This window comes from Pirellula sp. SH-Sr6A (assembly GCF_001610875.1).
Lineage (GTDB): Bacteria > Planctomycetota > Planctomycetia > Pirellulales > Pirellulaceae > JBKCUI01.
Genome location: NZ_CP011272.1, coordinates 3,709,900 through 3,722,439 on the forward strand (window position 1 = coordinate 3,709,900; position 12,540 = coordinate 3,722,439).

Sequence of the window (12,540 nt, forward strand, 5' to 3'; positions counted from 1 at the left end):
GCAAAAGTCCGCCGATCCGGTAGGGCTGCGTCCCCCCCCAATGGGGCGGGTTTCGCGGAGAATCCCAGAGGTGGACGAGAATGGGACCGCGTGTTGAGAATGGAATCGGGTGGTGCCGAACGGGCGATCAGGCGGTAGCTGGAAGGGTATCGAGCCGCCAGAAGATTTTGTTCAACTCGGTTTTTCGAACCCGTTGAAAGCCGGTTGTGTCGTCGACGTACGGTCCGCTGATGGAACGATTGCTCTGAAGAAGGTCAATCCGTTGCTGGGCCGCGTTGAGCGTCCGGACTATCGGTTTCATTGGGCTTTCGACGTTGCTCCGGACGACGACGGCTCTGGTCTGGTCATCCAGCAAGACAATTGTGCCGATCGGGTAAATCGACATCCCTCGCATCATGGACTGGATGGTTTTGGGACAGAATTTTCCCTTGGCCGAATGGTTGATCAGATAGACGATGGCGTCGGATTGGACGAATCGGCGGGCTGCTGAGGAATCGGTGAGCGACAAATAGGCGTCGGCGATGTTCAAGATCACGGCTTGGTACAACGTTTCGTTGAGTCGAAGACCGTTTGGAAATCCGGAGCCGTCGGCCTGCTCGTGCACTTGCGCGATGGCTTTGAGGACACGTTCGGGGATCCCTGGGGAATTTTGAAGCAATTCCGCCGACTCGATCGGGTGGCGTCGATAGGACTCGAGATCCTCTCCTTCGAGGGCATCGAGACCGTTGTGGTTGAGCAGTTTCGGATAAAAGATCAAGCTGCAGTCGTGCAACAGGCCGGTCATACCCACTTCCAGTGCGAATTGGCTCGACTGACCTTGGCTCAGGCAGGTGACGACCCCGAGGAGCGAAAGTTTGGCACTCCGATCGGCAAGGCGTTGGATGGATTCCGCATTCTCCACAGGTCGATGGGTAGTCAAGGTCGATAATGCAGCGGCCAAGTCTTTCCCGGCTGTGTCGATGAAGGATTCGACACCCTGCGCGACCTCGTCCGCATCGACCGATTCTTTCCTCGCCAGTTTTTCAATCGCGTTGACGACCGCGAGCTCGGCTTTCGAGATGGATTCGTGAACCGCTTGCAAGATGGCTGGATCAAACGCGTTGTTGAGCACGGACTCCACGCGCGATGGCGTCGCTTCGGACGCCCCTTTGATCGTCACCGAGGTGATCCCGATCGCGGCCAATCTTTCTTTGAGCCTCTCGCTGATCGGCATTCCCGACTTGTGCAATACGTTGCCGTTGGAGTCTAGCAAATCGAAGCTCAATACGGTCCCGATTTGAAGATCTTCCGTTTGTATCACCCAAGTCTGATCACTCATGGCTTTTTTTCACATTGGTTGAGTACGCATACTTTTCGTCATGGGTTATCCGTGTTCGAAGCGGCACGCTAGCTGAGTATATCGCGATCTGATTCTGGAGTTCTTCATCTCGCGATACTATTTTCCATGGCGATTTACCGCATCGCGTGAATGGGATTCCTATCAACCGATACACCCACTACGTGCGTACCGGTTCAGAACGGACTAGGTCGGAATCTGCGGATTTGGTAATCGAGAACGATTGTTAAGATCCCGCCACGTTGCCGTGAGCGGATGAATCGCGATGAAGCTCGAGGATACTCACTTCGGGGGGGCATCCCCACCGGTAAGGGTGGACACCCGAAAGCCCTCGACTGACGTGCATGAGCGTCTCGGAGATCTCAAAAACGCCGGACGCATATCGACTCCCATACCAACTTGGTGCGACCACAGGTCCGATGGCAGGGAATCGAATTTGGCCACCGTGGGTATGACCGCATAACAACAATCGGCACCCCATCTGGACGCCCCATTGAAATTGATCTGGTGAGTGGGAGACCCCGATGACCCATTCGTTCTCAGTGGGCGATGTTCCCCTCGCCTCGGAATCTCGGTGCCTTGGGTCGGTTCTTTGAAACCATGGGCGCTCGTTTCCCACCAGTCGCAAGGTCGTGTTGCCTCGCTGGACTCGATGGATTCTGCAGCCTACATCGATCCATCCCAATCGGTCCATTCTCTCGCAGACCTGCGATGGATCCGCCAAGCGTTTGTCGTGGTTACCCAAAACAAACAGTTTCCCCAAAGGTGCCTCGAGACCTCCCAAAACGCCCTCCATGTCGTCGAGAGCGTGCGCGTAATCGACGATATCTCCGGCGATGACGATCAACTCAGGACGCTTGGATTGAATCCAATCGAACGCGCGGTGGTAGTAGCGATGGGTCATCTGCCCGGTGAGGTGAATGTCGGACAAGTGAGCGATACGAAGTCCAATCAAGTCCGGTGGCAATCCCTCGAGCTGCAGTCTCTTGACGTTGGCTTCCGTCCATGCGATCTCGTTGCGAGGGAGCTTTGCCATCCTCGCAAACTTCCGTCCCCGTATCAGCTTGCCATGGGGATCGCGATCTTTCCAAAGGACTCGTTCCTGGGTCGATTCACGATGGTGGGCCTGCGCGAATTGCGGTCTCGCTTCTAACCAAAAGGGGGCCATCACTAATGCGAAGACGGCAACGAGCCCAGCGTAAACCTTGCTGATACCCTGCCACGATCCGAAATCGTACCATCGAATCAGAAAGTCACCGCAGTAGATTTCCCATGCGAGGATGGCTGCGGGAATGGCGATTCCGAGAAGCAAGATTCCTTTCTCCAACCGCTTGATCGTCACGCGTCGGAGTCCGGTGGAGTTCAAGACGTTGTAGGAGGTCACCACCAAACCGGCATGTCCGATTGCCGCAATCGCCAGTAGCATGAGTGTTGCGAGCAATCCCATCATCCGTGATGCGACCTATTCCTGCAGAAGGCTGGAGGCTCCACCACCGATGCTCCGGCCACTACCACCTGCTTAAGCACTCTCTGCGGGTGGTTCCGTAGGAGCGCTGCTAGGTTCCGGCCGATAATCGATGAGAGTTTCCGTGACAAACAACAACTGTTCCAAGCGGAACGGTTTATACAGAATGGCTTTCGGATGCAATCCGGCCTGTCTCGCTTTGACGATGGAATGACCAGGATCGTAACCAAATCCCGTCATGAGTGCCATCGGCACATGCTCCATGAGCTTTTGCAATCGGATCATGAGCTGGTAGCCGGAGTAGTCCGGAAGCTTGATGTCGGCGATGATGAGCTGATAGGGTTCGTCGAGTCCGGCTTTGACCATGGCGACCGCTTCATCGCCGCAGTGGGCTGTTTCAACTACGCAACCATACCGTTCCAGCAACGCGTGAGCCTGCAGTAGGACTTGCTCGTCGGCATCGACAACGAGAATTCGCTTGCCACGCAATTTGGCGTATCCCTCGATCGTGGGTCCTCCGACGGGGCTCACATCGGCAGGTGCCATCGATTGGCCAATCGACTGGATCGACTTTCGAACCGAGCGCGCCTTGGACAATACACTTCGCAACCGCAGGACGGTATCGGGGTCGTGCCCGATATACTTCTCCATCAAGTGGACTGCATCGAGTAGTAGCGCATCGATCGGCAACGCAATCGCCGCATGGATCGCTTCAAAGCTCTGATGGGCGGCGTCGTTTCGCTGGGCGACAAGGAGCTCGAGTGTATTCAACGCTACGGCGACATCGCGTGCGAAGATCTCCAAGAACTGTTGATCGCTCAAGGAGAAGGAGTCGAGTTTTGGGCTCTCGACATTGATCGTTCCGATGACAGTGTCGTGCAACAGAATAGGCACGGTCAGCGAGCTTCGGGCCCCTTTGAATGCCTCCAAGTACATCGGGTCTTTCGTCGTGTCCCGGCAAAGATAGCTGTGGCCACTCGCAGCCACGTAACCGGTTACGCCGTTCCCTTGAGGGCTCGCCATCAACCGACGGTCTGCGGCGATCTGATCGATCCCCACCGATAGAAGAGGAATCAAGTCCCCTGTGGTCTGTTCCAGCAATCGGATCTCGATCACTTCGACATTGAGCAAGTCCTGCGTGTAGTGGCGGATATTGTCTTTCAAGAGCTCGATGCGCTGATCGACATCCATCAAAAAGATTTCGTCCGGTTTCAAATCGGTAAGCTTTGCCCCGGCTTGGTGGATCGCGGCAAGCTTCTGCTCTTGCAAGATCTCTTCGGTGACATCGCTGAGAGTTACCACCACCTTTTCGGTCTTCGATGCCCCGGCCGCGGTATTGTGCAAAGGGGCCGCGTGCACATGGTAGTAATGACCGGTCTGGGTTTGGAATGTCGAAGTGGCTTGATTGCCGCTCAAGAAACAGGTTTGAAGCGGACACGCCTCGGTCCCCATCAACTCGGGGTTCGCGAGCGCCGAGTAGAAGTTCTCGCCCGTGCGACTGACACCCCCGGTCCACTGCTCAAAGCACTGGTTCGCCCATAAGATCGACATGTCCGAGCCGATCATCGCGACCCCTTCCGGGAGACAGTTCAATATGTCCTCGGCAGCAACGCCTGCTACGCTGATTTTTGCCACCCCAACCTCCAACATTTCGTCGAAAGGGTTTGCTGCTCGACCCTAGCCAAGTTCCATCACGCTATCTCTTCAAATATAAAAGACTCCCCCTTTGGAGCAACTCGGATGTTGAATTCTATTGAAATCTACGTGAAATTCAGTCGCTTTTTTTCCAGCGCTCTCGAAGGCTTCGACGCGCTTTGAGGGTGTTAAGACGGGGTGTTTGCATCATCTTTGTCTTGTAACAACTTGTTAGCATTAGACTTTACAATGACCCCTCCCCGACGGTCCGCGTCTCTCCCTTTCCTCACAATCAGCATTGGGTCGCCTTTAAGTGTCTCTCAATGTGATTTAACCACCCAATGATCGGAGCAGCATCCTATGAGCGATCTACTTCCCCGCGTTCGAACCCTGTCTCGCTTCCTCGCACTGATGATGTTTCCGGCGGCGATTTCTCCCGTCACGCTCCTTCAGGCAGCGGATTGGGAGGCGAAAGTCCTCCCGGTGGAACTCACCGTCGGTTATGCCGTCCGCTGTCTCGACATTTCCGGTGACGGGAAGCTCGATATCGCGATTGCCGACTCCAAACGGTTCCTTTGGCTGGAAGCACCCGACTGGCGCGTGCATGTGATCCACGCGACCCCGCAAGCCAAAGCGGACAACGTTTGTTTCGCCCCTCACGATATCGATGGGGATGGCGACATCGACTTCGCCGTGGGCACCGATTGGCAACCGAACAACACGCGTTCAGGCGGAGCAGTGGGATGGTTGGAATCTCCCGCCGATCCGCGCGCTCCCTGGAAACATCACCCGATTGAGTCCACGTTTCCCACCATCCATCGGATGCAATGGCTCGACCTGGATGGGGATGCTGCAGCCGAACTGGTCGTCGCACCTCTCAAAGGTCGAAACTCCCAACCACCTGGATTCGACGACCAAGGAGTCGAGTTGACTCGATTCTACGTCAAGCGTTCGAACAGCGCGGTCGCATGGTCCTCATCCATCCTGACCAAATCCTTCACGGTGATGCACAATATTCATCCCTTCCCAAGCCCATGGGACGCGGCCAAAGAAGATCTTCTCACCGCGAGCTTCGAAGGCGTGCATTGGCTTTCCCAACACTCCGATGGTTCACTGTCCAGCGTGCGACTCGGCGCGGGTCATGAAGCTGCCGCCCCTGCCCGCGGTGCGAGCGAGGTTCGGCTAGGTAGCGGTCCCGAGAATCGTCACTTCATCGCCACCATTGAGCCTTGGCATGGCAATCAAGTCGTCGTGTACGAACAGCCAGCCTCCTTTCAGTGGAAGGAATCCTCAACCCATGCTCCCTGGCCGCGCCAAGTCATCGATCGGGAGCTGAAGTGGGGACATGCGGTCGCATGCGGTAATTTCGATAACGATCCTGAAGAAGAAATTGTCATCGGGGTGCGCGACGAGGACTTGCCCCACCGATGCGGTGTCCGCGTCTACGATCGCGCCGTCAATGGCCAATGGGTTCGCCAAGCGATCGAGCCAGGGCAGGTGGCCGTCGAGGATTTGGTCCTGGCCGATCTGGACGGGGATCGCAAACTGGAAATCGTCGCTGTGGGTCGCGCTACCAAGAATGCTGTGATCTATCGCCAGAAACCGTAAGCCTTGGATCAATCGGCCCTCTGGACAGCCTCGCTGGCAACTTCGCGGCGCAACAGCGAGGGCTTGGATGGAGGAGGTTGTTTGGTAAGGTAAACGGGGCGGAAGACACCCCCAGCTCCTTGCCAGTCTTCCACGCGAATCGCCATGGTAACTGTCTCCTTGCGCTCGGGAGGTAACGGGACGGCGATGGTTTGCTCGAAGGCGGTTTGTTTGGTCTCGCGATCTCCACCGCCACCGCAAAGAACGCCATCGACATAGACCTCAAAAAGATCGTCGACTCCGGTGAAGACGACGTATCGTGCATCCTCGGGGATCGCCAATCGCTGGACGTACCAAGCCCACCCATCGAGGCCTCCATAGCCTTGTGAGTCCCATTGCTTAGCAATTTCGATCTTCTCCGGTGCCGCATTGGCATCGATGTCGATGTGCCAACGCTTTGCGAGCCCCTCGTTCTTAGGGTCCGGTTTAAAGGTCCAGCCCTTTCGCTTCAACTCGACTTGAGGGTTTTCCAAGTCGAACTCGAACCGGGCGATGGTTTCCGCCGACAAGGCGCGCTCGAACCTGCTTTCGATCAACGCCTTCACTCCTTGCTCGATCCAACGTTCGCAAGCAGCACCTCGTTCAGGAGAATAGGCCATCGTACTTACCCACATCTGGCCTTGGCCGACCTTCGCTCCCCAACATTGGGCGTGGATCCGCACTTCAGCGATGTCGTGGTTATCCCACAGCAATGCCCAAGACTCGACTTCGTCCAAGTAATCGGGAGTGCGGAGAACGGGGCCACCCAGATCCATCGACTGCAAGTCGGCAGCCATGCGCGCGAGCGATTCGTCCCCCACATGCGTGCGACTGACCGCGGGTGCTCCTCGCAGGAACCAGTGATCGGATGTGATCAACGAACCGACTCCACCATCGGGGAGCAACACCAGTTTGCCACCGTTGCGAACCCAAGCCAGCAACTCCCTATCGAGCCGTCGAGCGACCGTGACCCCGGCGGTAGGAGTGTCCGAACTCCATGCACCTGCGAAGAACGTATCGAGCCGATCTCCAAGCCGTACACCGTTAGCACTGCGGTGTCGATACCCCCGCGCGGACGAGGGGATGATCGATTCGCTATCGATGAGCCACAGATTCCAAGTGTTGGACGCAATGGGACGATCGGAACGAGGTCCCGCGACCCAGCGAACCGAAAAGGCTTTTTTGGAAATCGGTTCCCGCCGATCGTCGGGAACCGCGTTGGGATCGATGGACCACGCAATCGTCGTCATCCCTGCCTGGCGAAGCGCATCGGCGGAGGTGATGGGTGTGGTTTCCGGCCGTTCAGGCTCCGGAACGATGGGTAGTTGGAATGTCTTCTCTCCAAACTCCATCGTCGCCACGCCGGTTTCGCCTCGCGTTTCTAGAAAATGCACCTTGCCGGAAATGGGCCCAGAGGTTCGAAAGCTTCTTCGGTCTTGCTCGGTTTCCCACGCGATGGCGCGATCGCGGTGCCAACTCCAATCGTCCGGAGTGGATTTGGGCCGATCGAAGAAGTCGATCAAGCCCATGGAGGCGAACGGGAAATCGCGAATCACGCTGACGGTATATCCTTGGCGCGGCATTTGAAAGCGGTACCGCTCGATTTGAAATTTCCGCATCTCCATCGCATAGGAAAAGGAGGAGGTCGGGTCGAATCTCTCCCCGAGATAGTTCTCCATGCGTTGGATGGCGGGTTCGAGCTGGCCGGCGGACAAAAGTAGGTGTGGCATTTCAGGCATCGGTGCAGACTTTGGTTTTGAAAACCACGTGTCGGCCGCGATCGCTTCTCCGAGAACCAGCGGTTTGGGGTCGCGCTGCGCGATGTGATCTTCCAATCGCTGCAGGGTCTGTTTCCACGTATGGTTGTTTCCGTAGGGATGGTCATCGTAAATGTCGTGTACGCGGTGCCAACCGATCCAGCTGCTATCGTCTTCGATGATCGCGCTGGGGATCGCGCGGTGCGCGGAATCGTATAACTCCCGCACAACATCGATATCCGCCGAATGACCCGTCTCGCAGGTCAAGCTTCGGAGGATGACCGACGGATGATTGCGATCGTAGGCGAAAAACTCTTCATATTCCTGGACCAGCGGAGTCAGAAACTCTTTGGTGAGTTTTGGATGCCAGGTAGGGTATTCCATCCAAGCCAACATGCCCATCTCATCGCATAGCTCGAAGTAACGCTTGGGTGGTACCCAAAGGCAAAACTTCATCATGTTGAATCCTCGTTCCTTCGCGAACTGAAGCTCCCGTCGCATCCATGTTTCATCCGATGTGGGGCAGAGGCGAGGTGGGGCATATCCCCAGTTCAAAACGCCGCGCAGGATCATGGGCTCACCGTTGAGGTAAATCTCTCTCCCTCTCGTTTCGACACGCCGGATCGCGCTCTGAAAGCGATAGCGATCGATCATGCGTTGCGATTTTTTTTCTCTTAGGAGCACTTCAAAGGGATATTGAACGGGCGTTTGCGGTGACCACTTCGTCCACGGATCCGAAGCCGGCCGCGTTCGTCGAAACTCCACCTGCATTTCTTGCGACGAGAGATCCTGCCACTCAGTCTGTTCGTCGTCGTAGCCCAATTCCTTCAGTCCGACCTCCCAGATCGCAGCGTTATTATCAATGCCTTGCACCGAAGTTCTCACGGTCAGCGACTCGTCGGTCCATCCGCCAGCGAAAAGAGTGAGGTCATCCAGGAAAGCAGGACCCGTGGTTTGAATGAGCGAGACCGGTTTCCAGATCCCACCGAAATGTGGAATGAAGATTGGTAGGAAGCCCTGCGTGTTATGTCCTACTTTTTCATCGACCTCGACGGTTAGAACGGCGTTGGGTTGGTAACGTTCGGTGATATCGATCCGGAAGGGTGTCCAGCCCCCGAGGTGTTCACCGATAGGCTCGCCGTTCAGCCGAATAACTGCATGGGTGGCGACCGTTTCGAAGTGCAGGAGCAGGCGACCGGTCTGGTGAAGAGGCTCTAGGGCAGGTAGCTGGATTTCGTAGGTTGCCATGCCATCGAACGAATCCCCGAGGGTCGCTTCCCACGAATTATTTGTATCGATGGAATGCCAAACTTCCGTTCCCTTGGTTTTCACTTTCCAACCGGTTAATTCGTGAGCCCTTCGCAAAGGTGTTTTCGCGGCCCGATCCGGGGATTGTGCCAAAGCAGGAACGGGAATGGAGAAGAGGGCGAAACAGACAATGAGTCGAAGGAGCGATGGCATAGATGGTAGTTGGCGGGAGTATCATTGACGACCGGTCATTATTCTAATAGCTGACCCGGTGCATTACCTCCCACTCCTTCTTAGTTATGCCGTTATCCGACACCATTCCTGCGATTCGCATTTTCCCCGCTAATCGGAATCCGGTCCTCGCATCGGACGTCCCGTCTGAGGGGGACTACGTTCTTTATTGGATGACCGCGTTTCGAAGAACCCGGTACAATTTTGCGCTCCAACGGGGAGTCGAGTGGGCCAATCGGTTGGGAAAACCATTGCTGGTCTTCGATGCCCTGCGATGCCATTACCGTTGGGCCAGCGATCGGTTTCATCGTTTTATCGTCGATAGCATGCGGGATACCGCTCGCGCAGTCATCGCGTCGAACGCATCCTACTGTTCTTATGTCGAGCCCGTGGCCAATCAGGGTCGCGGGCTCATCGAAGCATTGTCGAAGCGAGCATGTGTTCTGGTCAGCGATGATTTTCCGTGCTTCTTCCATCCGACTATGTTTCGGATGGTCGCTCCGCGAGTTCCTTGTTTGATGGAGATTGTCGATTCGAACACGATTGTTCCGATGCGGGAGATGGATCGGACTTTCACGGTGGCCCACTCCTATCGTCGCGCGATGCAAAAAGTGGTGTCGGAGACATTTCCCGTTTTTCCGCTTGAAGATCCGCTGCGTTATTTGGAATCGGCGAAGTTACCGGAACTTCCTCGTTCATGGGCCGAGCGGTATGGGTTGAAGTTGGATCGCGGTTCGCTGGAAGATTTGGAACGGATCGACGTGGGAGGACTTCCAATCGATCATGCTGTTGCCCCGACTGGCGAACCTGGAGGTGAAGTCGAGGCTCGCAAGGTGTTGGATCGGTTTGTGCGCAGGCGGCTTTCGACGTACGCAGAAGATCGCAACGAACCGGAGAAGGCGGGATCGAGCTGGCTATCGCCCTATTTGCACTTCGGGAACATCAGCCCTCATGAAGTCTTTTTGGCAATTGCCAAGCAGACGGATTGGTCGACCAGCAAGCTTTCCAAACCGAACGGGAAGATGGAGGGCTTTTGGAATATGGGGACGGATGCCGAAGCGTTTATGGATCAGTTGATGACTTGGCGCGAGATAGGTTTCAACATGTGTGTGCGCGAACCTCATTACATGCGTTACGAATCGCTACCGGAGTGGGCTCTCGCAACTTTGGCCGATCACGCGAGCGATCGACGTGAGAACGTCTACGATTTGGAGCAATTCGAAAAGGGAGCGACTCATGATCCTCTTTGGAATGCAGCCCAGAGGCAATTGGTCCGGGAGGGACGCATCCACAATTACTTGCGCATGCTCTGGGGCAAAAAGATTCTCCACTGGAGCGAGTCACCGCAGGAGGCGCTTCGCATCATGATTGAGCTCAACAACAAGTACGCGTTGGATGGCCGAAACCCGAACTCCTATAGTGGAATCTTTTGGGTGCTCGGGCGTTACGATCGAGCATGGGGGCCCGAGCGACCGATTTTTGGAAAGGTTCGGTACATGACCAGCGAATCGACCGCGAGCAAGTACTCCGTCAAGAAATACATCCGCACGTATAGCGAGGATGCCGGCGGTGGGCTATTCGATCAAGGAAAGCGGTAGTCTGGGTTTTCGATATCAAAATCCAAATCGGAGAGGCCGACATTGAACTGAAGTTCGGAGTAAGTGTACTCCTCTTCTAGCAGGGGATCGCCTCCTTCTTCGCGGGGCCACAGATAGCTGGCGTATTTGATCGGTACCAATTCGTCTTGATCGAACCAGATTTTCGCTTTGTAGAATTCGTGATCTTCCGCTCGACCGTTCTGCATGAAGCGTCGTTCGGGATGGATTACTTCGATCAGTTCGCACGGGCGCCCTTCGACTTGCTGATCGACGGAGCGCCGGACTTCGCATTCTCCTCGCAGTCGATCTCGTTCCCCTTTCTCGACCAGTTTGATGATCAGTTTTTCGATCCCCACTTCCGTGATGGGGTAACGATTGCCTCGCATCGCGAGCTGACTATTCGGGGAGAGTTCGACTGTCAGGAGGCCGAGAAGACCCGACTCGTGGGCTTTGAGCATCCCGTTGTACTTGTTGGGCGCATAGATCACCTCTCGCCCCGCTTGGGCTTTGGGTTCCAAGAATCGAAAGTAGACATCGACACCGCGGAGATTCCGTTCCGGAATGAGTTCGCGGTATCTCAGTTTCATCGACATCTTGGTGGTTGGAGCGAGGTTCTTGCCGATCCGCTCCGTCTTGATCAAGTTAGCAGTGTAGTCGTGGTGTTTCTCGCGATGGCGAGCCAGTGCGGTGCGCGCCAGTTCGAGGACTTCGTCTAGGGCGTGATTCTCCACGGGGCGCTCGTTGGAGAGTGTTTGGTGTCCCGCGTTATCGACATCTGCCACGATGGGAGAGACGATCGTGTCGCGCCCTGAATGGATTATTTGGGTCTGGTGGCTGGACGGCGTATCGGAGGGAATGGATGTGACCACGTCGCCGGTCGTCGCCTGTTTCCACCAGCGCCAGCCTAGGAATAGGGTTGTCGAGAGGAAGAGCGTGAATCCGGCCAGCAGCAAGCCTAATCGTGAAGACCGAACTCGGTCCCTTTGTCGATCCATGGCTGAACCTCTTCCTGGTTGATGGTACGTGATAGGTCGAATCCGCGACTCGTCAGAGAAAAATCGCGGTAAATATGGTGCATGACCAGCCCTAATGCGCAGAGCTGGCGGAATCCTTCCAGGAAACGGACAGTTACTTCAGGGACATTTGGGTCGCGAAAAGCGATGGTTTGCGTTTCATCCACTTCGATGTAGACCGCCAAGAGACGCGAAGGAGCTTCGAAAGCCGTATTCAGCGCCTTGAGTTCGATCACCCCGCGATCCCGAGCTGCGACGAGGATGGCTTTCGCTTCCGGCAATAGAGAATCCACTGATGGTAACTCTGCGGAAGATAATTTCACCATAGACTCGCTGCTAAGTTGTGATAAGGCGACTAGTACCGGCGCACCTGCACCGAGCGCTTCCCAGCTACCGCTCAAATAACTATCGAGCGGCTGCATTTTGGTAACGCTGCGGATCGGTTGACGGAAGTCGTTGTCCATGAGGGATACGGGATTTCAAAGGAAATATGGATTGTCGGACCCGATGATCGAACGCATAATCCTACGCCATTGAATGGAGGATTTCACCTCCCGTTTGCAGGACACATCGGTCGTTTCGGCGGCTTACAGGCTGCAAGCATCCGTATTTTTCTGGTATTCCTCTCGGA

Annotated in this window: 8 protein-coding genes; 2 read left to right on the forward strand and 6 right to left on the reverse strand. The window is 55.7% G+C overall.

The genetic code is table 11. The features are described from left to right. Positions 1-127: 127 nt before the first annotated feature. The 3 genes from VN12_RS14335 to VN12_RS14345 all read right to left on the reverse strand — a co-directional run bounded on the left by VN12_RS14335 (position 128) and on the right by VN12_RS14345 (position 4,436). Complete coding sequence (locus VN12_RS14335) at positions 128-1,318, reverse strand: HD-GYP domain-containing protein (protein WP_146677468.1); 1,191 nt, start codon at positions 1,316-1,318, stop codon at positions 128-130. Between the two features lie 244 nt (positions 1,319-1,562). Then, positions 1,563-2,777, reverse strand: coding sequence for a metallophosphoesterase (locus tag VN12_RS14340; protein WP_168164412.1), 1,215 nt, complete (start codon positions 2,775-2,777; stop codon positions 1,563-1,565). A 78-nt stretch (positions 2,778-2,855) separates the two neighbouring features. Continuing rightward, positions 2,856-4,436: a response regulator gene (locus tag VN12_RS14345; protein WP_240491155.1), complete on the reverse strand. Its 1,581-nt coding sequence runs from the start codon at positions 4,434-4,436 to the stop codon at positions 2,856-2,858. Positions 4,437-4,796: 360 nt separating this feature from the next. Here VN12_RS14345 and VN12_RS14350 point away from each other — a divergent pair, with 360 nt between their 5' ends. Continuing rightward, positions 4,797-6,044, forward strand: a complete 1,248-nt coding sequence (locus tag VN12_RS14350; protein WP_146677471.1) for a VCBS repeat-containing protein — start codon at positions 4,797-4,799, stop codon at positions 6,042-6,044. Between the two features lie 8 nt (positions 6,045-6,052). Here VN12_RS14350 and VN12_RS14355 read toward each other — a convergent pair whose 3' ends face one another. Further along, entirely contained in the window at positions 6,053-9,280 is a 3,228-nt protein-coding gene (locus VN12_RS14355; RefSeq protein WP_146677472.1) for a glycoside hydrolase family 2 TIM barrel-domain containing protein, read from the reverse strand. 86 nt (positions 9,281-9,366) lie between these two features. On the opposite strand from VN12_RS14355, the gene VN12_RS14360 reads away from it, so the two are divergent. Continuing rightward, the gene (locus tag VN12_RS14360) at positions 9,367-10,896 is read left to right on the forward strand and encodes an FAD-binding domain-containing protein (RefSeq protein WP_146677473.1); all 1,530 of its coding nucleotides are present in this window, start codon (positions 9,367-9,369) and stop codon (positions 10,894-10,896) included. On the opposite strand, the gene VN12_RS14365 is transcribed toward VN12_RS14360, so the two are convergent. Both VN12_RS14365 and VN12_RS14370 read right to left on the reverse strand, forming a co-directional pair. Continuing rightward, entirely contained in the window at positions 10,881-11,891 is a 1,011-nt protein-coding gene (locus tag VN12_RS14365) for a DUF1571 domain-containing protein (protein WP_146677474.1), read from the reverse strand. The two genes, VN12_RS14360 and VN12_RS14365, sit on opposite strands and share 16 nt — an antisense overlap. Next, positions 11,852-12,373, reverse strand: a complete 522-nt coding sequence (locus VN12_RS14370) for a hypothetical protein (RefSeq protein ID WP_146677475.1) — start codon at positions 12,371-12,373, stop codon at positions 11,852-11,854. The genes VN12_RS14365 and VN12_RS14370 overlap by 40 nt, the downstream gene beginning before the upstream one ends. Positions 12,374-12,540: the final 167 nt, after the last annotated feature.

Coding starts and splice junctions, on each gene's coding strand:
- VN12_RS14335 (WP_146677468.1), bottom strand. CDS start 1,318: ATGAGTGATCAGACTTGGGTGATACAAACGGAAGATCTTCAAATCGGG.
- VN12_RS14350 (WP_146677471.1), top strand. CDS start 4,797: ATGAGCGATCTACTTCCCCGCGTTCGAACCCTGTCTCGCTTCCTCGCA.
- VN12_RS14355 (WP_146677472.1), bottom strand. CDS start 9,280: ATGCCATCGCTCCTTCGACTCATTGTCTGTTTCGCCCTCTTCTCCATT.
- VN12_RS14360 (WP_146677473.1), top strand. CDS start 9,367: ATGCCGTTATCCGACACCATTCCTGCGATTCGCATTTTCCCCGCTAAT.
- VN12_RS14365 (WP_146677474.1), bottom strand. CDS start 11,891: ATGGATCGACAAAGGGACCGAGTTCGGTCTTCACGATTAGGCTTGCTG.
- VN12_RS14370 (WP_146677475.1), bottom strand. CDS start 12,373: ATGGACAACGACTTCCGTCAACCGATCCGCAGCGTTACCAAAATGCAG.